Below are 26,570 nucleotides of genomic sequence, written 5' to 3'. Positions count from 1 at the left end.
TTAGGTTATAACGCTTATAGCTACTCACTTTAGTGCCCATTCAAGCATTCGTGCCGCTATTTTTTAGGGGTTAACGATACTATGGCAGGACGCTGCGCCATAGTGATGAACCAAGCCTTAAGATGCGGCAAGCTGTCAGTGACTTCAATATCTAAATTCTTAATAAAGCTGATAAAAACGTAAGCCGAAATATCGGCAATGCTGAATTCATCGCCTGCCACAAAGGGCGACTTGCTTAATTGTTGGTCTAAGCTTGGTAGGAAGTCAATGACCCTTTGGCGTGATTCTGCGCCCCAAGACTCGACACAATTTTCCCTGTCTTTATAGACACCGCTTAAATTACGAAAGGCTTGAAACCCAACCATTAAGCCTTGTAACTCTATGATACGTTGCCACATTTCTACTTTGGCGCGATCAAGTGGCGTATTACCAAACAGCGAGTGAACACTTGGGTGGATTTCTTCTAAATAGCGGCAAATGGCAACGGATTCACATAGGTAGCTGCCATCATCGAGTTCGAGCAATGGAATGCGGCCATTTACACTTTTGGCTTTAAATTCGGTACTTAAATTTTCTCCTCCGCGGATATCGACGTTCACTCTTGGCACTTCTATGCCTTTTTCCGCAAGAAAAATACTGACGCGACGCGCGCTGGGAGTCGGAGCTAATTCGTAGAGTTTCATCTAAAGTCCTGTAGTTTTTATCTGTGCTTTATGCTCGATTTGAGCATATAAGGCTTTAACGGAACGATCGGTTAGGATAGAATTTACGTCATATCTAAACGATCAGTCAAGAATGATTTGCCCCTCAACTTTCTGTAGTAAAGAAGAGTGTGGTAAAGAGGAGTGGTAAAGCTGATTGTGAGCGCGTATTCAAGAGATTAGGTCGCAGGCTTATGGCACGAAGTTGTAATTTTGATCGGCAGGAAAAACTCATATTAGCGATGGAGCTTTTTTGGCAAAAGGGCTTTGCCGAAACCTCAATTTCCGATCTCGTCGGCCATTTAGGCATTAATCGATTTAGCCTTTATAACAGTTTCGGTGACAAGCAGAATCTTTACCGCGAGTGCCTCAGCTTCTACCTTGATAACTACTCTTTTGGTGCCTCAGATACTCTGCTGCATGAAAAAGCAGGCTTGGCCGAAATAGCAGCTTATCTAGCGCGCTTTGTTGCCCTGCAGCGGGAACAGAAATACGGCTGTTTTATGCAAAATGCCGTATTAGAAAAGAGCCTCGACGATGAGAGTGTGCTGCAGGAATGTCAGCGGTTATTTTGCCGATTACATACCTCATTCACCCAAGTGTTGCAGGACTGCCAAGCGCGAGGTGAGTTATTGGCCAATGTACAGCCGCATCAGGTCGCTGCATTTTTAGTACTGCAATTACAAGGGATTAGAGTGTTAGGTAAAGCGGGTGAATATGAACTGCTAGACAATGCATTCGCGGTATTGCAGGGCTACATAGGCAGTTTAAATACAAAAGTTTAAGTGCAGTTTAACTATGCAGTTTAACTACAAATGCTTAAGTGCAAATCAAGCCGTTTAACGGCACAAGTTGCTGTTTTAATGGCCTAGATTTTTGTCTAGGCCATTTTGCTTTTTAAAAGTCTATTTTTAAAATCCTATTGTCTAGAAATCCAAGTCCAGCGCGAAACACAGATAGGCCATCAATTGAGTACAGTGCGCAAATTGCTCGGCACAGAAACTGGCGGTATCTGGGCGACAGAGTTCTTCAAAAGCGATATTTTTTATGGCGATAAAATCTTTGCGTTTTAGCTCGGCCAGCATAGGGTGGTTTTTATCAAATCCCTTTGGTGGTCGAGTTAAGCTATCGCCATCCATGTTAAATCCATTACTTTGTATGGTTTGTAGCGCTTTTTTATAGCCGTTGGGGTTCTCATCGATGCAAGTGCGAATGGCATTTAAGGCTTTCGATTCTGGGTGCCAAATCCCTGCGGCAATAAAACAGCCATCTTCGGCAATGTGTAAGTACAGTCCCGGCGCATGCACGTCTTTGCCCTGAAAATGGCGGAATTGAATACCGACATTGGTTTTATAGGGCGTTTTATCTTTGCTGAAACGGCTGTCTCGTTGGGGACGCATAAGACTGCCACCGACTTTTTTCGGCACGGCAGTGAGCCGAGGCGAGAGGGCGAGAATACTGGGCTGCATTTGCTCAATAAACTGCAGCGCAGGGGTTCGCACTGTCTCTTCGTATTCTGCTTGATGGGCTTTAAACCAGTCGCGGGAGTTGTTTTGCGCCAGTTGATTTAAAAATTGCAAACTCGCTGGGCTGAACGTTGCACCTGTCGCAATAGGGATTTTAGTCGTGAGCGTGGCCATTATCGGTGAACCTTATTAATGCATTTGAAACGAGTGCCAACAGCCTAGATGCGCCTAGATACAAGCAGGGCGAACGTCAGGCGAGTCGCCCGTATATTCACTCGTATTGCGAAGTCGTACACTCTTAAGAGGATGAAAGGCTGTCAAATATGGCACTAATACTGCCATCCTTCGACAAGATCTTCACTTAAATTTTTTGGAGTGCGCCGCTTCTCTCTGTTTTCAACCAGTCCGTTATTTACACGTAAAGCCAAGTGAGAACTATTCTTATCTTCTTCATTAGTGCCTATAATGCCGCCCTATTTTTAGATTAGTTTGTTAATAGGAAGACGTTGAATGGGTTGCCTGCCTAAATTTGGGAAATGGAAAGCGAATAGAAATCTGTCGCTGATGGGATTATGTTTGTTGCCCTCAATGCCGTTGTACGCAAATGAGGTATTGGGCGAGCCTAAGGTTGAGCCGATTGAAATCCTGCAGGTTCATGGGCAGCAATATCGTAGGGCCATCACAGTCGCTAAACCTGGTGAAGCGATTATTTCCATGGAACAAATCGAGGAGATGCAGGCGACGACCTTCGCCGAAGTGATTGATGATATGGCGGGGGCCCATATCGATGGTGGCACCCGCAGCGGCGGTGAGCGGATTAATATCTGGGGCTTTGGCGAGACCGAAGATTTTAACGTTTATGTGGATAATGCTCCGGTGGGATTTGAGCAGTATCGCTATGGCTCATTTTTCCTCGATCCTGATCTCATCAAACGAGTGGAAGTGATCAAAGGTGCCCATGACGTGCGCTCGGGCAATGGCGGTTTTGGTGGGGCCATGTATGTGGTCACTAAATCGGCCGATGATTTTCTTAAATACGATCAAGCGATTGGCGCGCGAGTTAAAACCAGCTACGCCAGTAATAATGACGCTGTGGGTTATACGGGAACTGTCTATGGCAGGGTGAATCCACACTTATCGGGTTTGTTGCACCTTACACGCCGTGATGCGGGGGATGTGACTTTAGCCAATGGCGATGAGTTTGAATATTCGGGCTATGAGCAAGATAACTACCTAGGCAAGATTGATTATGAGCAGGGCGATCACCAACTGGCCTTGAGCGTGACCCATTATCTCGATGAGGGCCGCAAACCTTGGGCCAATCGCCGTGGCCCCATGCCTGCCATCTCAGACTACAACATCAAAAAGTACGGCTCCTACGAGCAGGCGCTGTATGCCACAACCGCCTATAACACCTATGAAGACAACACTTGGTCTGCCAATTATCGTTATTCGCCGAGCAATCCGCTGATTGATACCCAAGTGGTGATCTCCCATTCGGCGAATGCGCGCCACTGGGTAAGACCCGATATTGCGTGGGAGAAAATGACGGTTTCCGTAGGCAACTTCGGCCACGAATCTTGGCTAGATTACAAACGTGATTATATTGATATCAACAACTTGAGTTTGATTGGCGATCACGAGATCACCACAGGATTGCAGTACCGCAGTCTCGACCGTACTTCGCTTGTGTTTAACAAGAGTTATGAGAAGAATCCTGAGAAAAACTTTGGCTGGTACACACCTTATTATCAACCTGAAGGTCGCCAAGACACTTATGCCGTGTATGTTCGCGACGCGATTCATCTCACCAACGACTTAACCGTCACTCCCTCGCTGCGATATGACTTTATCTACAGCATAGGTCGGCCAAATATTGCGCCAGATTATAACGACATCAGCGCGGGTCACGATTATAGCTCGACTCACCACTCGGGGTTTTCACCAAGATTAGGCATAGATTATCAACTGACAAACTACTCTCGGTTAAACTTTGATTACGCCTATAGCTTGCAAGCCCCTGTGGTGGATGAGATTTATGCCGTGCAATACGCCAAAGCCAGCATTACCGGCACGAGTCGCGACATCGATGTCGAACGCTTACACGCTTTCAAGCTAGGCTTGATGACACAGCACCAGCATCTGCTTGCCAACGATGATGCGCTGTCGACGCAGCTCACTCTGTTTGCCAACCTAGGCCGCGATGATATCGCCCAGCGCCGTGGGGCTAAGTCTGATAAAACCCAGTTAATTCAAAGTGGGTATACCAATCTTGATGGCTACCATATTTACGGTGCTGATTTTGAGGCCCAATATCGCTATCAAGACGTGTTCAGTGATCTGGCGGTTTCATGGCTGCAAGGACAACACAATGGGTCACTCAGAGACAGCCAAGATGACGACGAGTATTTAGCCAACATGGCGCCGCTCGATATTCGTCTGCGTTTAGGCATGTATATTACCGATGATATTTCAGTGGCTTGGCAGGGCGCTTGGTATGATGCGCAAACCAGTGTTCCCCATGGCGATATCTTTAATGCCGAGTCGCCGAGCGAAAATTACTTCTTGCAGAACCTGTACCTCGCCTATGAGCCCCAAGCTGGTTTAAAGGGATTAAGCGTGCGTTTGATGGTGAAAAACCTCACCAATCTGCAAGTGGTGCCGTTTCTCTCCGATGGGATCCCTGCAGCAGGGCGCGATGTTCGCTTGAGTTTAGCTTATGAATTTTAAAGATTAATCACCAAGGCAGTGTGGGCGCGGTTTATAAAACTTATAAAAGATAGGGTTATATTGCCTCAGCCCCCTGCCGAAAAAAGCCGGTTTATGGCATAATCCGCGTTTTACTAGGCATATAGAACAGAAAAATGACTGAAAATGAATTGCTAAGTCGCTGTGGCGGCAAGTGTGAACTGTGTGGCAGCGAGATCGAACTCTCTATTTATGATCTGCCAGCCTCCGATGGCCGTGACAATGAGATCATGATTTGTGAAACCTGCAGTGGCCAAATTGCGGCACCGGATACCATGGACATGAACCACTGGCGTTGTCTGAACGACAGCATGTGGAGCCCTGTACAGGCAGTTCAAGTGATGTCATATCGTATGCTTAAGCGCTTAAATGGCGAAAGCTGGGCGCAAGATTTACTGGATATGCTTTACCTTGAAGACGATGTAAAAGCGTGGGGCGATGCTGAAGTTGCCGCCGCAGGTGACGACACTACCCCAACGTTAGACAGTAATGGTGCCGTGATTAACGCTGGTGATACGGTCGTGATCATCAAAGATTTAAACGTGAAAGGCACTAGCTTTGTGGCTAAGCGCGGCACAGCTGTGCGTAACATTGCTTTGACTAACAACCCAGAGCACATTGAAGGCCGTGTTAACGGTACTCGCATTGTGATCCTGACGTGCTTCGTTAAAAAGTCTTAAGTTGTTTAAGTTGTACCTAGTGTGGGCTCGATTTATCGAGCCGCACACCATAAAAACCGCCATGCTCGTTAATCGACATGGCGGTTTTTTTATTTTGAATTAGAGAGTTAAGATACGCAGCGGGTGACTTGATATTGGCGTGCATAACCCTGCGGATTAAATTGCCAAGATAGTATCCACGCCATCAGACTTAAGCCCCCGAGCAACAACCATGCACTGTTAAAGCTATTGAAATTATCGCGGATCAATCCAGCAATCCAAGGCGAAATGGCGGCAATCGTATAACCCACACCTTGTACAAAGGCGGTTAATTTACCCGCTAACATCGGATTTTGTTGATGATCCATAGTCACAATTAATCCGAGTGGAAAAATTCCGCCTATGCCTAATCCCGCAAGTCCCGCCCATAAAAATAGCGACACTTGAGGGGCGAGTGCGAGTCCCATAAAGCCGATGAGTTGCAGTAAGCACAGTAGGGCAATAATAGCGCGTCTGTCCGTTGACTTGCTGGCAAGCCAAGGAAACACTAAGCCCGCGATCACTTCCATGCTGGTTAAGAAACCTAACACTAATCCCGATTGCGTTTGGCTATAACCTAACTCGACCGCGTAGGGGGCTAACCATGCAAGCACGCAGACATAACAGCTTGTGCCTAAAGCAAAAAATATCGCTAATAGCCAACTGCGACGAAAACGCCAAAAGCTAAGCTGCACAGTTTGCTCCGCAGTTTGATTCGGCAATGCGGCGTTATGTTTAACCATCATCCATAGCGCCAGTGCCACTACGCCTAACCAAGTCCAATGGCCTAAGCCCGCACGCCAACCTAAGTTCATCCCGATAAAAGGCGCACTGCTGGCGGCCAAAGCAGCGCCGCCCATAATGGCGGTGACGTAAAGCCCCATCATTAAGGGCACCCGTTCACCGAAATTGAGTTTGATCATGGCGGGCATGATGGTTTGAATAAGAGCGATACCGATTCCCGCCAGTAATGCCGAGCAGATAAGCCAGCTTGCATCCATCGCCCAAAAACGCATTGCCGTGGCGACGATCAGCAGGAGCAACGATCCCGTCATCACGGTATTAAAACCTAACCGTTTAGCGATACTAAAACCCGCAAAGCAGCCCAGTCCCATGGCGAGCACGGGCAGCAATGTCAGCATAGACGCTAAGGTAAAACTTAAGCTGATATCCTCTTGTATGCTGGGCAGTAAAGGCCCGACGGAAGCGAGAATGGGGCGCAGATTTAGACCGATAAGAATGAACGCGATTCCGAGAAGCAATAAATTCGCTTTCTCTGACTGGGGTGACCGCATGGATTGTCTCCAAAATAAGCTGAGTTTGATTTGCTGAAAGAGTGACCTGTAGCGGCATTTAGCACATTTACGATAATTTCCTTTCAATAACAGCAATTTGAAACAGCATCGCTACAGTTCAAAAAGAATCTCTTTCAGATGTATCTTGATATAAAGATATTTTAATTCTGCGAGAAAATGACTAAGATGTAAAGAATGATATAAAGAATCTTTATGTTGAGATAAAGCTATGACAGCGAAAACGACACTCACGCACGCAAGCCCTGCGGATAAAGACCAAGCGGCTTCGAACACCAAAGTAGATGGCCTTGAAAGCGAAGATGGTTTAGATAGCATTGTCGGCCAGTGGCAGCAACAAGGGGTGACTGATGATTTGATCCCTATGGCTGTGCTTGGGCGAATCGCGCGTTTAACGAAATATATTGAAGTGGTACTGCTGCAATGCCACGCCGAATTTGGCTTAGGTCAGGGCGAGTTCGATGTGCTTGCCACCTTAAGGCGTTCGGGTGAGCCGTTTACACTCTCACCTTCACAGCTTTATCAGAGCATGATGCTAAGCTCTGGCGCTATGACGAGCCGTTTAGACAGACTCGAAAATAAGGGGCTGATTGAGCGGGCGCACAGTAAGGAAGATCGCCGCGCCGTACATGTCTCGTTAACTGCTGAGGGTAAGGCGCTCATTGATAAGGCCTTGCCGCAGCATATTCAATGTCAGAGTGCATTGTTAGCGGGCGTGAGCGTTGAAGATAGACCTATGTTGCTGCAGATTTTAAAATCTTGGCTGAACCAATTTGAGCCGCAATAAATCGTTTAAACTTCACGTGATTATTTAGTTTCTAGTTTTAAGCTTCTATTTTTTAGTTTCTAGTGTTAGACATCTGGCGATAAGCGATAGCCGAGCGCTATTAGCTAATATGGGTCAGCCGCGCGGGACAACATTCGATAGTACAAGGGAGTTGCCATGGTAAAAAGACGTGAAGCATTTGAATTAGCAGGTAAACGAGTCACAGCAGGGACTCAACTGGGGATCAAGCTGGCCGCCGCTAAGTTGTATACCGATACGCAACTCGATATTCATGTGGAAGTGTTTCACGGGGCCAAACCCGGTCCAACTTTGCTGGTTTGCGCCGCCATTCATGGGGATGAACTCAATGGTATCGAGATTTGTCGGCGGTTATTAGCCAGAGTGAATCCCAAGAATCTGACGGGCACGTTAATTGTGGTGCCGATTGTAAATGTGTTTGGTTTTATTCAGCAATCCCGTTATTTACCCGATAGACGCGATCTTAACCGCTGCTTCCCTGGCTCCAGTAAAGGGGCGTTGGCAAGCCGGTTAGCCAACCTCTTTGCCACTCAGTTATTAGTCCATGCAACCCATGTTATTGATTTGCACACGGGCGCGATTCACAGAGACAACTTGCCGCAAATTCGCTGTGATACCAGCGACGAGACTATGCTGGCCATGGCGAATGCCTTTGGTGCGCCGCTTATTATGCATTCTAAAGCGCGCAGTGTTTCCATGCGGGGCTACGCTAACCAGCAGGGCATTCCGTGTATTTTGTACGAGGCGGGCGAGGCATTACGTTTCAGTGAATTGTCGATAAAATCTGGCCTTAAGGGCGTGCTCAATGTAATGCGCAGTTTAGGCATGTTGAAGGGACGGGTAAGCAATAAGGGGTCGAGTGTTAGCGCCATTCGAAGTTATTGGGTGCGCAGCGAATCCGACGGCTTAGTGAATATGAAACTCAAGCTCGGCCAGCGGGTGACTAAGGGTTATATCATCGCCCATATCGTCAGCCCCCACGGCGGTGACAGTGTGGCCATTCGTGCACCAACCGACGGCATCATCATAGGGATCAGCAATATTCCTGTTACCAACGAAGGCGAGGGTATGTTCCATATCGCCCAGTTTGAAGGTGACGAAATTGAAATGGCTAACGAACAGCTCGATGAATTTTTGATGGAATATGCTTAACTGCAGATGTGTTGAAATTGGATAGACAGCCACAGAAGTCGCTAAGATAGTTTTGCGACTTCTGTGATCATTTTTAAGTGCTTATTTTTACCTCGCTAACTCTTGTCTCTAGTCATCCCACGAATACCATTTTCGACATTACTAAAAACCTAAACTCACTAGAGTTTAAAGCGTTCCACTGAGCTGGTGAGTGAATGCGCAAGCGTGGTGACTTCGTTGCTGCGTTTGGCCATGTCCATGGCTTCATTGGCATTTTGATCTGCTGCTTGCGCTGCCTCGCTCATGCTCGACTCAATACGTTGACTGTAATCTAACTGCTCATGGGCGGCGTGGGTGATCTCTAGACTCATGTCATTGAGCGTGTGTAAGGTACTTTCTATGTGGGCGATAGCATCCTGCAGGGTTTGGCTTTGTCCGACACATTCGTTTGCCTGATTTTGCCCTGTGGTAATAGCACTCGCTGCCGTGGAGGTCTCTTTTTGCAGGGCCGTAATCATGGTTTGAATTTCGGCGGTGGCAGCTTGGGTGCGTGAGGCAAGGGATCGCACCTCATCGGCCACGACGGCAAAACCCCGTCCATGTTCCCCCGCTCTGGCGGCTTCAATGGCGGCGTTCAGTGCCAGCAAATTGGTTTGTTCGGCAATGCTGCTAATGGTGGTTAAAATGCTGCCAATATTATCGCTTTGAATGCTCAAGCGAGACATGACCTCAACCGAACTACTTAAACGGGCGCTCAGTTCGGCAATTTTATTGCGATTATCATCGGCAATTTGCTTCACTTGATTGCCGTATTTCGAGGCTTGGCTAATTTGTTTCGCCGACTCACTGGCCTGTTCTGTCACCAAATTAGAACTGGTAAACATCAGTTCTGCTAAGGCTTTAGTTTCATCTACGCGGCTGATTTGCGCGGTTGCGGCATTGGCGATGCGCTGACCTTGCTCATTGGTTTGGGTGGCTGAGCTGTCCAGCGAATGGGCATTTTGGCTGATATTGGTTAATAGCTTGGCAAGATCATCACTCAAGGTATTCATGTTATCAATTAGGGCGCCAAATTCATCATCATGGCGTTTGTGAATGCGTTTAGATAAATCCCCACGGGCGATGCTTGCGAGTGCGCCATTCACTAAGGCTAATGGATTGAGCATGGCCTTGGAGGTGAAGAAGGAAATAAAACTCACCATAACGATAAACACCAATGCGAGCACTATCGCTAAGGTTTGCCCTTGCTCAATGGCATTGCTGGCAATGGTTTGCAGGCTGCTAAATCGGCGATCGGCTAAGGTGATTAACTTGTCTAAGGCGAGATTGTTGGCGTTAAATTCTTTATCGGCATCGAGGTAATGTTGCTCGGCTTGTAGCTGCGCCTCAACCACGGCTTGTTGTGTTTTATAAAGCTCGGCAGGCGCTGCGAGTAAGGTATTGATAATCGCATATTGCTGTTCGAAGGTTTGCAGCAAGCCTAAGGTATCAAGCCCATCAGTTTGTTGTTTTAAAAAGGTAAAGTTAGTGGTGAGGTTACCCAGTAAGATGCTGACATCTTGCTGGTGCGATTGGATCACCTCCAAACTTTGAGTGTGGATCAGCTCTCCCATAGTGTTGGTTAGCGTATACAACATGTCGTCGATACGCGTGCCAGTACCGACAATCTCTTCGAGCAGAGTAGGATTATCGGGGATGGACAGGGTTTCGAGATCGATCATCGCATTACTGGCGTTGGTCTTGGCATCGTTAAAGCGTTGGAAAAGTTGTTGGTATTGCTGCTTTGCTTGTTCATTGGCGAGTTTCGCACTAAACATGGCTTGGCTTTGTTGCAAATAGGCTTGGTATCTTGCCTGCGCCTCGTGCAGGGAAGTCTGCATCTTAGGTTGATCTGCCACTCGCTCCGTTAACTCATTTTCGATACTTTGATATTTCTTCTGCAGCGCTGTAAATGCTTGCTGACTTTTGGTTAAGGCGGCTGTGTCTTGCTGGCTATGGGCCAAGGTGGCAAGGCGTGACATTTTCAACAGTACCAGTTGCAAGCTATTACTCTGCTTTTGCACCGGTACGGCTAAGGTTTCGATATTTTGATAGGCGGTTTGTACTTGTGAGAGTGAATAATAGAAGAAGCTGCTGCCAGCGATGAGCAGGGCGCCGATGGCACTAAAGCTAAAAATGATTTTTTGTTTTATGGTAAGCGTCAACATAGTGCGAAAACCTCTTCTATGACTGTCCCTGTAAAATGGGTTTATTAATGATTAGATCGCTGTTTTTATTGAAATATTAATTCAAGTGTAGCAGAGTTCGTCACAAGTAAAGTGAATTATTCTATTGAGAGTTTAGCGCTAGTTAAGGTTAACTTCTTGGTTTGATTATTTAAAAATAATCTCAACCGTATCGTAAAAAGGATTAAAAATGAAATCAGTCGTGTTGGGTGAAAAGCGTATCGTACCGACAAAAATTGTCTGCATTGGACGTAATTATGTCGATCATATCCATGAGTTGGGCAATGACATACCCGACGACATGGTGGTGTTTTTAAAGCCCAATTCGGCGATGTCGACAGTATTGCTTGCTGAGCATCAAGGTGAAGCCTTGCACTATGAAACCGAGCTGTGTTTTATGTTTCAAGATGGCCGCTTTAGCAGCGTTGCTGTTGGGTTAGATCTCACTAAGCGTGATTTACAAAGCAAGTTAAAAGCCAAGGGATTGCCTTGGGAGCGAGCAAAGGCCTTCGATGGGGCCGCATTATTCAGCCCCTTTGTGGCGATTGATGATGCCGAGGCGCCGCTGCATTTTTCTTTGAGTATCAACGACAACTTGGTGCAAGAGGGGCATATCGATTTAATGATCTACAAACCTCAGACCATTTTGTCCGAGTTGCAAGCGTTTATCAGTCTCGATGAAGGCGATATTGTGATGACAGGCACGCCCAAGGGCGTGGGAGCGATTCCCGCTAAAAGTGTATTTAACGTCACGCTGAGCCGGGGTCTGCAAGCGAGTGCTGAGCCTTTACTCGAATGGCAATGGCAAGTGTCTTGAGTCTTGAGTCTTGAAAAGGTTGAAGTTCGCACGAACAATATCAATAAATAGCGAAGTAATTAATGCTGCTACGGCGTGTTATCCGTAATACCGCCGTAGTGTTAATTCGAAAGTGTTACGGCAAAAGTTTTGATTCTAATTTGCTAGAGTCCCGCGACGGCTTCCATATCGAGTTCGATATCAGTACAGCCTTTGGCACAGTAAATTCCTGCCGCTTGTTCTGCCTTTGCCTGCTCAGGCAATATCACTTTTAATGTCTGTTTACAGCTAGGACATTGCACTGGCTTACCTTTAAATACCCGTTTAATCAGATTTTTCTGCTCATTGAACGAGGTCGCAGTGGTTTGATTTAACACGGCAAAGGGGCTAGTAGAAGCAGTTGTCATCGGCAGTGAAATCCTTAAAAATTGAGTGAATGATATGGCTTAAAAATGAGCAACTCACGACGCTGTCAATCGGCATTTGCCTTAGTTGTGGCGATTATAGCCTGAGTTTAGGTGATATTGAAAAGCTCAAATGCAAATAGCGAACGGTGCTTTCATGGCTTAGGCCGCTTTTAGCATTTTCCTCGTCTACTGATATAGGTTGCATATGAGAACTAAACCGAATATAAATGGCATATGCTATAAACGAGGTGTAACATGGTCAGACCAAAAATCCCCAGAACTATTTGTGGCCAAAGAGCCAATATCTGTTTTAAGCCTAATGGCATTCCTATGACACAGTTAGAGCAGGTGCCGCTGGCCGAGGACGAAATCGAGGCTATGCGCTTAGTTGATTTACTCGGTATGCAGCAACAGGAAGCGGCTAAATCAATGGGTGTATCACGTCAAACCTTGGCGAATTTAGTTAAAGGGGCAAGGTATAAGGTGGTTGATAGCTTAATCAACGGTAAAGCGCTGATGACAAACAATATCAACTGAGTATTGAACACTGGTAACGCGTATCGACGTGTCTAGGTAAGTGTAATGCAAGCAGTATTGAAAGACTCGGGCCTCAAAGTCACCACTCAAAGATGCAAGTTGCTTAAGTTTTTAACTCAAGTCGATAAGCAACATTTAACCATCGAAAATATCTATCAGGGGTTAAATGCGCAGGGCGAGACCATGGGCCTGAATACTGTGTACCGAATCATGGCGCATTTCGAACAAGCCGGCTTAGTGGTAAGGCGGCTTTTTGAGTCTGAAAATGCGATGTATGAGCTCAATGGGAAACCGCGTCATGAGCATTTAATCTGCTTAACTTGCGGCAAGTTAGTTGAGTTTGCCGATCCTTTGATTGACTTACGTTTATGGTTAGCAGCTGAACGTCACGGTATGAGTATCGATCATCACAGCCTTAATATTTATGGTCACTGTTTTGATTATAAGCAAAAGCTTGAGAGCAAATCGGGTAGATAGACGAAATATTATTCGTTAATTTTATTGGAGAAGAACATGACTAAAATAGTGATTGTAGGCGGTGTTGCTGGTGGCGCATCTGCAGCAGCAAGAGCAAGACGTGTATCAGAAACTGCTGAAATTATCATGTTAGAGCGAGGCGAGTTTATTTCATTTGCGAACTGTGGCTTGCCTTATCATATTGGCGGTGAGATAGAGTCTAGAGAGGCCTTGTTGCTGCAAACGCCTGAAAGCTTTAAATCACGTTTTAATATTGAAGTGCGCGTGTTTAATGATGTGATTGCAATTAATCGACAAACCAAGCAGTTAAGCATACGTAATCTGCTCACAGATGAAGTCTATCAAGAGTCATATGATAAGTTGTTGCTAAGTCCAGGTGCCTCGCCAATCAAACCTCCAATTAGCGGCATTAATAGTCATTTTGTGCATAGCCTGCGAAATATTCCCGATATGGATAAGGTGTTAGCTAACCTTCTGCTGCATAAACCTAAGCATGCCACTGTCGTCGGTGGTGGCTTTATTGGTTTAGAGATGGCAGAAGCACTACGACATCGAGGATTAGAGGTGAGTTTACTAGAGCTTGCCGACCAAGTGATGGGGCCGGTCGATGTTGAAATGGCCAATATACTGCATCAAAAATTAGTCGATAATGGCGTGGATTTACGTTTAAAAACAGGATTGACCGCAGTTCATGAGCGTCCTATTCAACCGGCTGAATCCGACATTACCGATGACTACGATACGCCAGTGTTTCCTCATTACCATCTACATTTAGATTTGAGTGATAACAGCAGCTTAGCTACAGATTTAGTGATCCTTGCCATAGGTGTTAAGCCTGAAACCCGCTTAGCATCTGAATGCGGTTTAACCTTAGGCAAGCTCGGTGGAATTTACGTTGACGCCAGTATGCGCACTTCTGACCCGGACATCTATGCCGTAGGCGATGCGATTGAAACTGATGATTTTGTTACAGGTAATCCAATACTTATTCCACTCGCAGGTCCCGCCAATCGTCAAGGTCGATTAGCCGCAGATAATATGCTTGGCGGCAATAAGCTGTATCGTGCCACCCAAGGTACTGCAATTTGTAAATTGTTTGATATGGCAATCGCCTCAACGGGGTTAAACGAGAAGAGTTTGCTAAGGCAAGTTATTCCGTTTGAAAAGATTTATGTGCACACCGCTAGCCATGCCAGCTATTACCCTAGAGCACATCCCATTACCCTAAAGCTGTTGTTTTGCCCTGATAACGGCCGTATTTTAGGGGCTCAAGCCGCTGGGATTGATGGCGTCGACAAACGCATTGATGTGTTAGCAGTAGCACAACGGGCAGGAATGACAGTTTATGATTTAGCCGATCTTGAACTCACTTATGCACCACCCTTTGGCTCGGCGCGTGATGTAGTGAATCAAGCCGGCATGGTGGCTGCAAACGTCTTATTAGGTGATGAATCCATTTGCCATTCTCAGGAACTAGATCATCTGACGGCTGAACAAGTCATTATCGATGTGCGCAACCCGAGCGAGCTAACGGCAGTGGGTGCCATTGTTGGTGCGATTAATATTCCGTTGCCAGTACTGAGAGACAGGCTCAATGAACTTCCTAAAGACAAAGAACTGCTCGTATTTTGCCAAGTGGGTCTGCGCGGGCATGTCGCTTATCGGATGTTAGTGCAACATGGTTTTAAGGTACGCAACCTCAGTGGTGGCTATAAAACTTATCAAATGGTTAATGCACGTTTTTAGTGAAGAACAGCATTAAAGATGGATTTTAAAACCATTTACATCCATCAATAAATAGGTGCAGCGTGAACAATTATCAAGATTGTAAACAAAGCCACAGCCAATGCCTTGTCTGTGGCGACGCGACTCAAAACCCTTTGTCTTTGCAGTGTAAGTTTTTTGCTGACGGTAAGGATCAGGTTGTGGGTTATCATAAGGTCAATCGCCAGCTTCAGGGCTATAACAACCTACTACATGGAGGCGTTGCCAGTTCCTTAGTGGATGCCGCTATGACCCATTGTTTGTTTATGCAGGGCATAAAAGCATTAACTGCTGAAATGACTGTGCGTTTTGTTGCGCCAATAAAGGTGGGAGATGCCATTAAAATTGTCGGCCGAATCGTGAGCCAGCGTATGGGAATGTACCAATTGGAAGCCTCACTTTATGTGGCTGATATCGCGTGTGTGACTGCTAAGGCAAAATTTATTCAACCTAAGAGAGGTGTAATAAATTAACCCTGTTAGGTAGCTGTGTATCAATTTGATTTTAAATAATTAATTAACTTTTTAGAGAGCTTCAAGCATAAAGTCGCAATCTCAGATTGATAACGTGAGCGTTTCCAAAAAAAACAAATATCAGCGGCATCAGTTGGGCGTTAACGCGTCGGCCATCACATGTGATGGCCGACATTGTGCGATGAACGATTAGAGTGAGCTTTGCCAAGTCGATGGGCGAGAGTAACGTGCGCCATCTTTGACTCTAGCGCGGATGTGTTTGACATCATTAAGCTTGAATGATTGGCGGTAGCTTAGCCAAGGTCCTGAGTCGAGTTGGTATTCCAGCTCGGCATTGGGATATAAGCTATTGAGCACTAACAGCTGATTTTCAATACGTATTCCAGGTGGCGCTATGCGGTAGAAAACTCCCGCTTTTGCTAACTTAGGCTGCACTTTATTGGCGTAAACCGCGGCGAAGGTTTGCCAATCCTGTTTGAGGACTTGCTCGGCTTGGCCATTGAGTTGGCTGGCAAAATGTTGAGTCTGTTGGCTATAGATTTTACCTTGATAATCATAGGCTAATTCCCACGGCGCCTTGTGCCATGCCCGTTCTGCAAGGGCTATCATGCGCGGGAATAGCATGTATTCTGCTTGCTCATCCGATTGCACCATTTCGCTCCAAAGATGCCCCTGCAAGCCGTAAAATCTGTGTCCCGGCTTGAGCTGGCTGTGGCTGTCGTCCGCAATAAATGGCTGATTTAAACTATTACGCCAGCGCTCAGCATGGGCGGGCAGGTTGTCGGGCATAAAGCTAAACACCTTAAAACTGTCAATTGCCCTTGCAGCCCAATGATTACCGCGCTCATCTGGATGGCTAGCATAGGGAAAATCAAAATAGGTGACTTCCGGCGTTGAGAGCACGACCTTCCAGCCAAGATTGACTTGCTTATGGGCGATTTGATGGCCGTTGTCTGAAATCAGTGACCAAGCGTTAGATTGTACTTGGGCGGGCATGTTTTTGGGGCGCACTTCACCCATGCCATCATTCCAACCTGCGGCAATAATCCCTTTATCTGCCAGCATGTTAGCAACGCGTTCGATAAAGTAACCATTGAGTGAATGCAGTCCGGTTAACTCATCGGCTTTTTGTTTTTTCATTGCGATACACGTGGGAGAGTCGACCCAAGCGCCCGCGGTTTCATCGGCGCCTATGTGGTAATGCACTAAGGGAATGCCTACGGCTTGATGCATTTTTTTGACTTCATCAATCACAGTATTGATAAAGTGATAGGTGCTCGCCAAGCACACATTGAGTGTGTTGTCGTGATAATACTGAAGCGATGAATATTGGGTTTTATCTGCAAATTCAGTCAGTAAAAACTCCTCCGCCTTAGCTTTGTCTCCCTTGGATAGATAATGGTGATAACGCGCCTCCATGGATTTTATCGCGGCGCGGGAATGCCCTGGCATGTCCAATGAAGGGATCACTTCGATATGGTGAGCATCAGCCAGTTGTAATATTTCTTGGTATTGCGCCACGGTTAAGTAGCCATCGACGGGATTAACGTCCGCAATTCCGCTGCCCAGTTGTGGCAATAAACAGGTTTGCTCGGTTAAATCGAAACAGCGTTTTGCGCCCACATCGGTCAGTTCGGGTAAGCCGGGTATGGCTAAACGCCAGCCTTCGTCGTCGGCTAAGTGCAAATGCAGTTTATTGATTTTATAGGCGGCGAGCTGTGGAATGATGCGTTTAATAAAATCTAGCGAGTGGAAGTTACGGGCTAAATCGATGTGCAGGCCGCGAAAGGCGTAGCGAGGCTGGTCTTGGATCTCGATGGCGACCAGTTGATCGTCACTTAAACTGATCAACCCTGCGAGGCTTTGTAGACCGTAGAAGAGTCCCGCTTCACTGCCCGCTCGAATACTGATTTGCTCGGCCGTTATGGTTAACCGATAGGCTTCGCTACTTTTAATTTCACTATCATGGGCTTCAGTGCTGGCGACTTTAGGAGCTTGAGTATCGAGTTGCAATAACAGCGGCGTGCCTTTGTCCTTGGCCGAAAAGCCTAAAGAATCGAGGTAATCCAACGCCGCCTGCCGGCCCTTAAAATCGACAGTTGCAGCCGCGAGTCGATAACCTTCAGCAAGGGATAAAGGCGCCGAGTTTAGGCTTTGGCTATGAAGTGGTGTGGGGATAAGTTTGCCGCTAATGTCAGGTGCTTTGTCTGCGGCTAAGGCTTGATATTGCTCGGCTAAATACTGGCCATCGGCAAAGGGGGTTGCATCGTTTTTTGCCAGTAAGAATTGTTTTTCAGCATTAAAAGGCGCCAGGTAGTCTTGCTGGGTTAAGCCTGTTTCTGGATCGCGCCTTGTTTGAGTGCTCTTAATGACCTGCGCCTTATCGCTCATAGCGACAAAGAAATTTGGCATAAACTCGGAGCGGGTGATTTGGCTGCCTTTGCTATAAAACTCAATACGATAAACTTGATTGGCGACGAAGCCCTTAAAGCTGGCTTTAGGAGTGATTTTGTGTAAATCGCCATTGATATGCTCAATGTTAAAGTCACCCGCATCGACAAAATAAACGGGCGATAGCTGGCTGAAATAAATTTGCCAATCGCCATGATTTAACTCTTCGCTGGATAGCTTGTCACTAGATAGCTTGTCGTTGGATAACTGTGTGGGCAGGGTTAGCTCAATGGCAGAGCGATAGCATTGGGTTTCTTTTGCGGGACAGGTTTCAAGGTAACTGGCGGTTAACTGATAACTTAGCTGAAGTTTATCGGCCAATAGATTAAGTGCGACATGATTTGCCTCCTGCACAGCATTGGCGGCCTGTACTGATGGCATCGCAAGTATTGAAAGCACAGGCATCGCGGGAAGCACGGCCATTACGCCGCTGATTAAGGCCGTCTTAATCCCCTGCCACTTAATCATCCCTCTTTGTTTTATTAGTCCTTTCACTTAGCTAAGTCCTTTTATTGTAAAAACCATTGCGCCGCGCCAATCAATTGCTGGAGCATTGTGATGTTAGTTGAAATCGCTTGATTTCTGTTGTTGTAAAAACCATTGTGCCGCGCCAATGAGTGCCGCATTGTGATGTTGGCTGGCTGAAATCGTCAAGTCCGCCAGTTGCGGGCCATAGACTAAGCTTTGCAATTTCTGTTTAAGCGCTTCAATAAAGAAGGGAAAGCTTTGGCTGACTGAGCCGCCAAGGACGATATCTTTAGGATCGTATACCAGTAAGGTTTGGGCGATCATGTGCGCCAAGTGTTCACCAAAATGGGCGAAGGCTTGCAGCGCTTGGCTGTCACCTTCACAGGCTTTTTGATACAAATGCTCGCCACTCATGTGATGATGAACGGTGAAGTATTGCCCCGAGCAGTAGTGCTCAATAATGCCATCGCGATAGCTCAAACTGCCGATTTCTCCTGCGGCGCAATGTTTACCCGAATACAGCTGACCATTAAAAATCACCCCAGCGCCCACGCCTGTGCCTAAGGTAATCCCGAGCATGTCTTGATTGCTGTTGAGCACTGCTTCGCCAAGGGCAAAGAGGTTAGCGTCGTTATTCACAACAACATCCATTTCAAAGGTATTTTTAAGTTGCTGGGCTAACTGCGTTGCCGTCAACGCAGGGATATTGAGCACTTCGAGTAAAGTGCCGCTTTGCATATCCACCATGCCGGGTATCCCGATGGAAATACCATAGGTTTCAGGCGTGAGATGGCTGTGGATACAGGTCACGAGGAAATCGAATAACTGTTCGAAATTGCCATCGGCGGGAACGGGATACCGCCAAGTGTCGAGTAAGGTTTTACCTTCCACCTGTGCCAACATCAGTTTAGTTCCCCCAAGATCTAAACATAGGACGCTCATAATAGCTTGTTGCCTCTCGTGTTGGTTGTTGCCATCTGCTTAGAACCGTCATCCTTTGATGCCGCTTTTGTTGAAAATAGGGTGGTGTTTTTAATCAAGGGGCGAGCCGTTAGCGCGACATAACCTATGTAAGCCATAGGGATTAACAGCACTAACATCCCGAACCGTAACTCGCCGGATAGCTCGCTGATAACACCAATGATCGGCGAGATAAACGCGCCGCCGATAATGCCAGTGCAGAGAATGCCAGCGAATGATCCATGATCTTGGGCGCGAGAATTGAGCGCCAACGAGAAGATCACCGACCACATGATAGAAATGAAAAAGCCAACCAATGGGAAACAAATTAATGCTAGTTGGCTCGGTCCCCAAATCGCCACCAGAAAACAAACCAGTGAACTAAGGGAAAAACTGAGCAGCAAGATCTGACTGTCGATAAGCTTAAGTAGCAGCAAACCGAGTAGGCAGCCGAGCGTCATGTAAAACCAAAAATCGCTAACCACATTGGCGCCGACACTTAAGGTATCAAGACCATGATATTGCGACAAAAAGACTGAGATACTGTTAGCAAGCCCTTGCTCAAGTGCAACGTAGGCGGCGATAGCGAAGAAGAATTTCAAAACGGTTTTATCTTTGAAAAGGCGTAAATGGGTCTCCAGTGCACCCGCCGACTCATCTGCCAATTTATCCACTTTGGGCATCTTCACTAGGCTGGCAAAGAGCACCATGGCGAGTGCGACCACTGCAAATAACCAGTACATGGCGAGCCAACTCATGTTCTCTGGCAATAGCTGTTGCACATAGTTGGCTGATGCTGCACTGGCTTGATCTAAGGCGACAAAATGCTGGTACACCAGCGGCGCTAAGGTTGCGGCGCCGCCAAAGGCGAGTTGGGCCAGTACGGAGAAAAAGGCAAAGTGCTCAGGCCCCGCGGCTTGGCGCAGTAAGGGATTCACTGCTACCTGCAATAAGCTCATGCCAGTGCCGATACAAAACAGGCTAAACATGGCGATGCTAAAAGAAGGGAGACACACAAAAGTAACGGCGCCGATAAACGCTAGGCTAAAGGCTAAGATGATCACCCGCTTTTCACCGTATTTGTCCACCAAAATCCCCGCAGGAATCGATGTCACTCCGTAGGCGATAAAAAACGCAAAGGGAAATAACCCCGCCAACGTCAGGCCGATAGCATAACTGTCAATTAACGCAGGGAAAATCGGCCCCATACTGTTGGTCATCAAGGAAATCACAAAGAAAGTGCAGAGGACAAACAGAATGATGAGTTTGTGTTTCATGTGCTTAGCCAATTGAATTAAGTGAAATTCATTGTGGACTGACGCTCGCTATGGCGGTGATACGAATGGTGCCTCTGTCGATACTTTTCTCACATATGCAAATCCTGTTCGCGCTGATTTAGCTGATTTACATCAGGTGCAGTTAATACGGGCTGTAGATACTTGTAAATACTGGCGATAGATACTGGTGATAGATACGAGTTGCAGTTAGCTGCTGCGGATAGGCATAGGTAAAACCGTGTTTTAGTATCTGCTGATAAAGTGTTTACTTGTAAAATAATTACCTTTAATTAACATTGGATAGAATAGTATCGGAGTGGCGGAGTTGAGTATCACTGTAGGGCTGACTTGCTATAGACAATAGTGCGCGAGGCACAGCGATTTCGCCGAGCTGATAGGTTAAGGCTGGCATTAAAAATAAGGTCTAAGTAATTGAATAATTTAACAGGATGCAATAACGGCTAGCTTGAGTGAATGGCGTTGATCTGTAAGAGTTGATTGAAGCTAAGGTAAAGGAATGAGTAACTGGAGTTTAATGGATGAAACCTCTGTGTGAAAAAGTGATCCCCGATGAAAACAGCTCTTGGCGTTACTTTCGCTATGAATGGGACCACATGGATCTCAACTGGCATTATCACCCCGAGTACGAAATCTGCTTAACCCTCAACAGTTATGGCATGCGTTATGTGGGCGATCATATTGCCCGCTATGGCGATTATGATTTAGTGATCATCGGCCCAGACATGCCCCACGGCTGGCAATCCGAGGCTAACCTTGATGTTTTAACTGACGAGGTTTCAAAGGATGACGGTTTGAAAGGCGGCACTTCAACTGCGGTCGGTTTGAAAGAGCCCGTTTTGATGGGCTCCGCTTCGAAAAGTCGAGTGAAGGAAGTCGTGTATGTGGCGCAAATTCCCGCAGCCTGGCTGCACCAAATTGTGAATGAGCAGCGCGAGTTAGCATCCTTGCATTCGCTGTTGACCCATGCCAAACGGGGCGTGTTGTTTAGTGAGGAAACGGCGCGCAAGGCGCATAGCGTGTTTATCGCGATGGAGACGGCCAATCCCTTTAAACGCTATATTTTGTTATTGGAATTATTAACGTTATTACAACAGGATAGTCAGCAAGAACTCTTGTCCAGTACCTTGTTCACCCACGGCAGTAAGCTCGACTTTACCGTGAAAAAGCTCGATAAAGTGATTGAGCATATTTATGACAATTACACTCAGGCCTTGTCGGCACAGGACTTGGCAAAGTTGGCGCACATGAGCACCAATCATTTCCATCGCTTCTTTAAAAAACGCACCGAGAAAACCTTAACTGAGTTTATCAATCAACTCAGGATCGCTAAGGCGTGCAAGTTATTACTCTCGAACCAGAGCCCGATTTCAACCATCAGCGATCAGTGTGGTTTCAATAATTTATCTAATTTCAATCGACGCTTTATTCAATTTAAAGGCGTCACGCCGAGTCGCTTTCGTCAGCGCTTTAGCAGTAAACAAAGGGCGATTTAACCCTTACTATCACGAATGCTTAGGCTGAAAATACTGCTCCACTAAGGTTTGGCAATAGCTTATTGCCTGCGCCGTAATGTCCGCTGAAATCGGCTCAAATGGGCGCTTCAGTTTGGGGTCGTGGTAATCCATTCCCGCTAACAGCGCATACCAAGAGGGGCGAAAGTAGGCGAGTTGCTGATCGTATTGGTAAAGCAGCAGATCAAAGTCTTCCCCTTGATACCAAGCTTTTAATAGTTGCGTCAGCCTTTGGGAAATAGCGACTTTTCTCGCTGCCACCCAATAGGGTTCGCTGCGCTGGCTGGTGACATAATGTGCCTGAATGTAATCCTTTATGCCGAGCACTAACTGCATGACCGCCTGATTGAGTGTTTGTCGACTTAAGGTCTCTGCTTGCTTATTCAATTGATAGCGCTCGAATAACGACATAAATTTTTCAAGGGTGAATTGGGTCATCATGATGGACGTGGCTTCGAGTGGCTCGATAAAACTTTGCGCGAGTCCTATTGCTAGCACATTGTTGTGCCAAGCCTTGTCACTGACGCCGACCCGCATTTTAAGAAACCGCACTTGGGTCGACTCGGGTAAATTTACATTGTGCAATAATTCCTTAGCCGCGGCATTGGCACTGAGGTGGCGACTGCTATAAACATAGCCATTGCCAAGCCTGTGGGTGAGGGGGATTTGCCATAGCCAGCCCGCACTGAGCGCCGTGGCGCGGGTATGGTACTTTGCCTGCTGCGTTTGAGTGGAGTCCAATAATGCAGGTACAGGTACAGTGACGGCGCTGTCGTTGAGCAACTCCTCGGCGAAGGATTGAAAGGGCACGCCTAGGGCTTTATGAATTAACTTAGCGCTAAAGCCGCTGGCATCGATGAAAAAGTCGGCGCTCAGTCGTTCGCCATTTGCTAGGATCAGTGTCTCAATCTGCTGGTGTTGGGTGGTTGAAACCTCGACCACATCAGCAATGATCTGCCGTACGCCGCGCTGGCAGGCATAATCTTTTAAGTAGTTGGCCAGCTCAGTCGCATCGAAGTGATAGCCGTATTCGTTAGCGCAGGGTAGTGTTTTCTTCGGCCTTGGGCTGAGATTGTGTTTGGCCAGTACGCCGCTAGAGAAAAACGCATCGGGTTTAACGGCATTGCCATGCCCTCGGCGTCTTGCATTGGCGTTGATAAAGAAAACTTCAGCGGGTTTCACATCCATTTGAAAATAGAAAGGGTGGAAGTATTGCTGCCCGTCACCATTCCAATTGATAAAGTCGATGCCGGTTTTATAGCTGGCGTGGCATTGCTCCATCCAATCTTTTTCGCTAATGCCTAAGTTGTCCATAAAGCGTTTTAGGTGTGGCGTCGAGCCTTCGCCAACGCCGATAGTGCCTATGTTGTCCGATTCCACTAAACAGAGTTCAATGGCGGCAAATACGGGGTTATTCGCGAGGGCGGCCGCTGCCATCCAGCCTGCGGTGCCGCCACCTAAGATAATGATTTTTCTGATTGCTTGCTTCACTTTCATGGCTTATCCCCACTGCATTATCAACGCAAAAAGCCGACCCTAAGGTCGGCTATGGTGTGACTCAAGTTTAAAATTTGTAGCTGGCACCGACGAAATAACGTGAACCAAATTCGATGGTATTTTGGGTCAATCCGTATTTAACATCATAGGATTGCACCACTTCATTGGTTAAGTTAACCCCTTCGAGTGAAACATCTAAGTTCTCCATCGCATGCCAAATAATCGAGGCATCGACTTGTTGATAGCTGTCGTTTAACACGTTTTGAATGTTACCCACGCCTAAGTATTCTGAACGCCAGTTATAGGCGATACGGGCGCTGAATAGATCATCTTCGTAGAAGAGTGAGCCGTTGAAGGAGTTTTCTGACACGCCTTCAATCATTTGTTCAGTGCCATCGGGGCGAGTGCTCTTACTGTCAACATAGGTGTAGTTGGTCAAGAAGCCAAAACCGCTTTCAAAGTTATGTTGAAGCTGGATTTCAAGCCCAGTCACTGAGCCGCTACCGCCGTTGGCAGGGGCTGTGACGCGGCATTTATCCCACTCGGATTCTGACGCGCCGCAACCTTCAATGTACTGCGTCGACTCAGTGACAAACACTACGTTATCAATATCTTTGTAGAACAAGGCCGCCGACAGCATAGAAGATTCAGTGAAGTACCATTCGATGCCAAGGTCGGCTTGATTCGCCTTATAGGGTTTCAAATTTGGATTGCCGCCGGTTGCAGTACCAAAGTTTTTCGCTATGGCTAAACCAGGTTTAAGATCGCTATAGTTGTTACGTGCCATCACGGAAGAGGCCGAAGCACGTAGGATTAAATCTTCTTGCAGATCAAAGGCGACGTTGATACTCGGTAGCCAATTATCGTAATTGACGGATTCATTGTAGGGCTTGCCATCGGCAAAACCAGTTGAGGTTTGGTCTGTGTTAACGTAACGCACGCCAAAGTTACCACGGTAGAATTCGCCGCTGAAATCCGCTTGGGCGTACAGGGCCAACATATCCTCTTCGACAGTGAAGGTGTTACCGAGATCGGCGACTTCCACTAACTCGCCATTGGCGTATTTCTCGCTGATAAAGGCCCACCATTTGTCTTCATCTAACTTGGCATAGGAGTCGAGTACATTGCCGCCGCTCTGGGAATGTAGCCCAGACAGCACGCCATCGCTCCAGTTAGCGAGGTTGCCATTAGGCACGAAACCTAGAATTTCTGCGGGGTTACGGTTGAAGGCATTACGCTCGAAATCACTGGTGTTGTATTTAATCCCGACCGCAATTTTGTTAATAAAATCATGGTCGAGTTGATATTCGAAATCGGTCTGTGCGTAGGTCACTTTATGATCTTGCACTGTGGTTTCGTAGTTCGCCTCTTGAGCGTGCTTGAACTGGCTGGCATCGTTAGCATCTAAACTCGTCAGCACCACTTGGTAGGGACCCGTGGCGTCGTAACTAAAGCCACCATCGACACTGCCTTGACCGTTAGGGAAGGCGGGATCGCCAATTTTACCGCCTTGATCTGTCGCTGGGATCCACCAAGAAGATGAACCGCCTTGGGTGCCGCCATCTGAGGTCGATTGGCCAATGACGCCGCTAATCGTAAAACTGTCCCCGACGTATTTTCCGGTCAAGTTGAGTACGTCAGACTTCATATTGACCGCGTGGCGCACCACAGGGTTATAAATAATCGACGCATACGCCGGCAGAATCGTTGCCGATGATGTGCCGCCTTGGGCGTTATTCACTACGTTGGTGGAGCCTGAACCGCGAGCGCCAACGGTTAAGAAGTTGTGGTTTACGTGGGGGATATCGAGTTCAAAATTAAAGTAATCTAAGGTGAACTCGGTATTGTCAGTTGGTGCAAATTGCAGTGTGACTTGGGCGCTGGTCCGTTCACGTTCCGCTCTAAATGCCTGCGAGCCAATGCCCCAAGCGCCAACGGTAGATTCTTGATTTTGCGCGGGATCGGCGGCGAAGTATTCATAATAACCACTGAGAGATTCCAGCACTTGGCGGCCGCTGGTAATTTTTTCTACTGAATAGGCGCCTAAAATGCCGAACTTTTCGTCGTCATTTTTCCAGCTCCCGAGGAAAGAGCCACTCGGGTCTGTTTCATCGTACAGGCTGCTTTGGCTCAGCTCGCCAGCGACTTGATAGGTGTGGGCATCGAGATCTAAGGGCTTGCGGGTTTTGAGATCGACAGTGCCGCCCAGCGCACCTTCTTCAAGTCTGGCGGTCGGGGTTTTGTGCACTTCAACGGCGTTCACTTGCTCGGCCGACAACAATTCCATATTGAAGGTACGAGTGGCAGGACCCAAGTCATACCAAGAAGTGCTGGCAACGGTTTGACCGTTAAGCAAAATACGGCTCTGCTCTGGCGCTGTACCGCGAATAGTGACGCCGCTTACTTCGCCGTATTGCCTATCGACCGTCACCCCAGAAATTCGCTGCAGCGCATCACCGATGTTTTTATCGGGAAACTTACCTATGTCTTCCGAGGTGATGGCATCGACCGTGGAGTCGGCGAAGCGTTTGGTATTCAATGAGGCTTCAATCGAACGACGTATGCCGCGTACTTGGATCACCTCCATATTTTCTGCCGTTGCCTCTTGTTGCTCCGCCGCGACTGCGGTTGAGCTCATCCCGAATAAGGCGTTAGCGATACACAATGCGAGCAAAGAGCTCTTAAATAATTGACCTTCTGACATGTTATAGCGTTCCTGTAGTGCTTTAGTGTTGTTTTTTTCTTCAGTTAACTTACCTGTTATCGAATTGTTGATGCGGTACTTTTCACACTAGGATTGGTATTTTTCTATTGTGTTTAACGCGAGGGCGGCGGTGATTTCAA

General features: G+C 47.1%; 21 protein-coding genes. 11 read left to right on the top strand and 10 right to left on the bottom strand.

Annotated features, from left to right (window positions below):
* Nucleotides 1-56: 56 nt before the first annotated feature.
* Nucleotides 57-683 carry a glutathione S-transferase gene (locus DYH48_RS14270; protein ID WP_115335171.1) on the bottom strand — a complete coding sequence of 209 codons (627 nt, stop codon included), beginning with the start codon at nt 681-683 and terminating at the stop codon, nt 57-59.
* A gap of 212 nt (nt 684-895) precedes the next feature.
* Between DYH48_RS14270 and DYH48_RS14265 the strand changes: the two genes are divergently transcribed.
* Entirely contained in the window at nt 896-1,486 is a 591-nt protein-coding gene (locus DYH48_RS14265; RefSeq protein WP_115335170.1) for a TetR/AcrR family transcriptional regulator, read from the top strand.
* A 141-nt stretch (nt 1,487-1,627) separates the two neighbouring features.
* On the opposite strand, the gene DYH48_RS14260 is transcribed toward DYH48_RS14265, so the two are convergent.
* Nucleotides 1,628-2,341 (bottom strand): DUF2461 domain-containing protein, encoded by a 714-nt coding sequence (locus tag DYH48_RS14260; protein WP_107946921.1) that lies wholly within the window; start codon nt 2,339-2,341, stop codon nt 1,628-1,630.
* 336 nt (nt 2,342-2,677) lie between these two features.
* Here DYH48_RS14260 and DYH48_RS14255 point away from each other — a divergent pair, with 336 nt between their 5' ends.
* Both DYH48_RS14255 and DYH48_RS14250 read left to right on the top strand, forming a co-directional pair.
* On the top strand, nt 2,678-4,897 hold the full coding sequence (locus tag DYH48_RS14255) for a TonB-dependent receptor domain-containing protein (RefSeq protein ID WP_107946922.1): 2,220 nt from the start codon (nt 2,678-2,680) through the stop codon (nt 4,895-4,897).
* A 134-nt stretch (nt 4,898-5,031) separates the two neighbouring features.
* Entirely contained in the window at nt 5,032-5,595 is a 564-nt protein-coding gene (locus tag DYH48_RS14250; protein WP_107946923.1) for a PhnA domain-containing protein, read from the top strand.
* 107 nt (nt 5,596-5,702) lie between these two features.
* On the opposite strand, the gene DYH48_RS14245 is transcribed toward DYH48_RS14250, so the two are convergent.
* Nucleotides 5,703-6,908, bottom strand: coding sequence for an MFS transporter (locus DYH48_RS14245; protein WP_107946924.1), 1,206 nt, complete (start codon nt 6,906-6,908; stop codon nt 5,703-5,705).
* A gap of 229 nt (nt 6,909-7,137) precedes the next feature.
* On the opposite strand from DYH48_RS14245, the gene DYH48_RS14240 reads away from it, so the two are divergent.
* Both DYH48_RS14240 and DYH48_RS14235 read left to right on the top strand, forming a co-directional pair.
* Entirely contained in the window at nt 7,138-7,713 is a 576-nt protein-coding gene (locus tag DYH48_RS14240; RefSeq protein ID WP_115335169.1) for a MarR family winged helix-turn-helix transcriptional regulator, read from the top strand.
* Nucleotides 7,714-7,869: 156 nt separating this feature from the next.
* Entirely contained in the window at nt 7,870-8,883 is a 1,014-nt protein-coding gene (locus DYH48_RS14235) for a succinylglutamate desuccinylase/aspartoacylase family protein (protein WP_006080925.1), read from the top strand.
* Between the two features lie 158 nt (nt 8,884-9,041).
* Here the strand turns inward: DYH48_RS14235 and DYH48_RS14230 are convergent, their stop codons facing one another.
* Nucleotides 9,042-11,069: a methyl-accepting chemotaxis protein gene (locus DYH48_RS14230; RefSeq protein WP_115335168.1), complete on the bottom strand. Its 2,028-nt coding sequence runs from the start codon at nt 11,067-11,069 to the stop codon at nt 9,042-9,044.
* 208 nt (nt 11,070-11,277) lie between these two features.
* Here DYH48_RS14230 and DYH48_RS14225 point away from each other — a divergent pair, with 208 nt between their 5' ends.
* On the top strand, nt 11,278-11,904 hold the full coding sequence (locus DYH48_RS14225) for a fumarylacetoacetate hydrolase family protein (RefSeq protein ID WP_115335167.1): 627 nt from the start codon (nt 11,278-11,280) through the stop codon (nt 11,902-11,904).
* Nucleotides 11,905-12,047: 143 nt separating this feature from the next.
* Here the strand turns inward: DYH48_RS14225 and DYH48_RS14220 are convergent, their stop codons facing one another.
* Nucleotides 12,048-12,290 carry a hypothetical protein gene (locus DYH48_RS14220; protein WP_006080930.1) on the bottom strand — a complete coding sequence of 81 codons (243 nt, stop codon included), beginning with the start codon at nt 12,288-12,290 and terminating at the stop codon, nt 12,048-12,050.
* 255 nt (nt 12,291-12,545) lie between these two features.
* On the opposite strand from DYH48_RS14220, the gene DYH48_RS14215 reads away from it, so the two are divergent.
* From DYH48_RS14215 to DYH48_RS14200, 4 genes are all read left to right on the top strand, one after another.
* Complete coding sequence (locus DYH48_RS14215) at nt 12,546-12,827, top strand: DUF134 domain-containing protein (protein WP_006085187.1); 282 nt, start codon at nt 12,546-12,548, stop codon at nt 12,825-12,827.
* Between the two features lie 45 nt (nt 12,828-12,872).
* Complete coding sequence (locus tag DYH48_RS14210) at nt 12,873-13,304, top strand: transcriptional repressor (RefSeq protein WP_115335166.1); 432 nt, start codon at nt 12,873-12,875, stop codon at nt 13,302-13,304.
* A 36-nt stretch (nt 13,305-13,340) separates the two neighbouring features.
* Nucleotides 13,341-15,050: an FAD-dependent oxidoreductase gene (locus tag DYH48_RS14205; RefSeq protein ID WP_006085189.1), complete on the top strand. Its 1,710-nt coding sequence runs from the start codon at nt 13,341-13,343 to the stop codon at nt 15,048-15,050.
* Between the two features lie 62 nt (nt 15,051-15,112).
* Nucleotides 15,113-15,541, top strand: coding sequence for a PaaI family thioesterase (locus DYH48_RS14200; RefSeq protein WP_006085190.1), 429 nt, complete (start codon nt 15,113-15,115; stop codon nt 15,539-15,541).
* 189 nt (nt 15,542-15,730) lie between these two features.
* Here the strand turns inward: DYH48_RS14200 and DYH48_RS14195 are convergent, their stop codons facing one another.
* The 3 genes from DYH48_RS14195 to DYH48_RS14185 form a co-directional block, all read right to left on the bottom strand.
* A complete protein-coding gene (locus DYH48_RS14195; protein ID WP_115335165.1) occupies nt 15,731-18,487 on the bottom strand; it encodes a family 20 glycosylhydrolase in 2,757 nt (918 codons plus the stop codon).
* A gap of 66 nt (nt 18,488-18,553) precedes the next feature.
* On the bottom strand, nt 18,554-19,402 hold the full coding sequence (locus DYH48_RS14190) for an ROK family protein (RefSeq protein WP_115335164.1): 849 nt from the start codon (nt 19,400-19,402) through the stop codon (nt 18,554-18,556).
* On the bottom strand, nt 19,399-20,697 hold the full coding sequence (locus DYH48_RS14185) for an MFS transporter (protein WP_115335163.1): 1,299 nt from the start codon (nt 20,695-20,697) through the stop codon (nt 19,399-19,401). The genes DYH48_RS14190 and DYH48_RS14185 overlap by 4 nt, the downstream gene beginning before the upstream one ends.
* A 539-nt stretch (nt 20,698-21,236) precedes the next feature.
* Between DYH48_RS14185 and DYH48_RS14180 the strand changes: the two genes are divergently transcribed.
* Nucleotides 21,237-22,211, top strand: coding sequence for an AraC family transcriptional regulator (locus DYH48_RS14180; RefSeq protein ID WP_115335162.1), 975 nt, complete (start codon nt 21,237-21,239; stop codon nt 22,209-22,211).
* Between the two features lie 9 nt (nt 22,212-22,220).
* Here the strand turns inward: DYH48_RS14180 and DYH48_RS14175 are convergent, their stop codons facing one another.
* Both DYH48_RS14175 and DYH48_RS14170 read right to left on the bottom strand, forming a co-directional pair.
* Entirely contained in the window at nt 22,221-23,726 is a 1,506-nt protein-coding gene (locus DYH48_RS14175) for a tryptophan halogenase family protein (protein WP_115335161.1), read from the bottom strand.
* A 67-nt stretch (nt 23,727-23,793) separates the two neighbouring features.
* The gene (locus DYH48_RS14170) at nt 23,794-26,430 is read right to left on the bottom strand and encodes a TonB-dependent receptor (protein ID WP_115335160.1); all 2,637 of its coding nucleotides are present in this window, start codon (nt 26,428-26,430) and stop codon (nt 23,794-23,796) included.
* Nucleotides 26,431-26,570 lie beyond the last annotated feature (140 nt).

Origin of the sequence: Shewanella baltica, from assembly GCF_900456975.1 — a bacterium.
GTDB lineage: Bacteria > Pseudomonadota > Gammaproteobacteria > Enterobacterales > Shewanellaceae > Shewanella > Shewanella baltica.
This window is presented reverse-complemented; position numbering and strand designations above follow the sequence as displayed.

Excerpts from the sequence above, each read along its gene's own strand:
- DYH48_RS14220 (WP_006080930.1), bottom strand. The coding sequence starts at position 12,290 with ATGACAACTGCTTCTACTAGCCCCTTTGCCGTGTTAAATCAAACCACT.
- DYH48_RS14260 (WP_107946921.1), bottom strand. The coding sequence starts at position 2,341 with ATGGCCACGCTCACGACTAAAATCCCTATTGCGACAGGTGCAACGTTC.
- DYH48_RS14190 (WP_115335164.1), bottom strand. The coding sequence starts at position 19,402 with ATGAGCGTCCTATGTTTAGATCTTGGGGGAACTAAACTGATGTTGGCA.
- DYH48_RS14225 (WP_115335167.1), top strand. The coding sequence starts at position 11,278 with ATGAAATCAGTCGTGTTGGGTGAAAAGCGTATCGTACCGACAAAAATT.
- DYH48_RS14230 (WP_115335168.1), bottom strand. The coding sequence starts at position 11,069 with ATGTTGACGCTTACCATAAAACAAAAAATCATTTTTAGCTTTAGTGCC.
- DYH48_RS14185 (WP_115335163.1), bottom strand. The coding sequence starts at position 20,697 with ATGAAACACAAACTCATCATTCTGTTTGTCCTCTGCACTTTCTTTGTG.
- DYH48_RS14270 (WP_115335171.1), bottom strand. The coding sequence starts at position 683 with ATGAAACTCTACGAATTAGCTCCGACTCCCAGCGCGCGTCGCGTCAGT.
- DYH48_RS14180 (WP_115335162.1), top strand. The coding sequence starts at position 21,237 with ATGAAACCTCTGTGTGAAAAAGTGATCCCCGATGAAAACAGCTCTTGG.
- DYH48_RS14235 (WP_006080925.1), top strand. The coding sequence starts at position 7,870 with ATGGTAAAAAGACGTGAAGCATTTGAATTAGCAGGTAAACGAGTCACA.
- DYH48_RS14205 (WP_006085189.1), top strand. The coding sequence starts at position 13,341 with ATGACTAAAATAGTGATTGTAGGCGGTGTTGCTGGTGGCGCATCTGCA.
- DYH48_RS14265 (WP_115335170.1), top strand. The coding sequence starts at position 896 with ATGGCACGAAGTTGTAATTTTGATCGGCAGGAAAAACTCATATTAGCG.
- DYH48_RS14240 (WP_115335169.1), top strand. The coding sequence starts at position 7,138 with ATGACAGCGAAAACGACACTCACGCACGCAAGCCCTGCGGATAAAGAC.
- DYH48_RS14255 (WP_107946922.1), top strand. The coding sequence starts at position 2,678 with ATGGGTTGCCTGCCTAAATTTGGGAAATGGAAAGCGAATAGAAATCTG.
- DYH48_RS14170 (WP_115335160.1), bottom strand. The coding sequence starts at position 26,430 with ATGTCAGAAGGTCAATTATTTAAGAGCTCTTTGCTCGCATTGTGTATC.
- DYH48_RS14215 (WP_006085187.1), top strand. The coding sequence starts at position 12,546 with ATGGTCAGACCAAAAATCCCCAGAACTATTTGTGGCCAAAGAGCCAAT.
- DYH48_RS14245 (WP_107946924.1), bottom strand. The coding sequence starts at position 6,908 with ATGCGGTCACCCCAGTCAGAGAAAGCGAATTTATTGCTTCTCGGAATC.
- DYH48_RS14175 (WP_115335161.1), bottom strand. The coding sequence starts at position 23,726 with ATGAAAGTGAAGCAAGCAATCAGAAAAATCATTATCTTAGGTGGCGGC.
- DYH48_RS14250 (WP_107946923.1), top strand. The coding sequence starts at position 5,032 with ATGACTGAAAATGAATTGCTAAGTCGCTGTGGCGGCAAGTGTGAACTG.
- DYH48_RS14210 (WP_115335166.1), top strand. The coding sequence starts at position 12,873 with ATGCAAGCAGTATTGAAAGACTCGGGCCTCAAAGTCACCACTCAAAGA.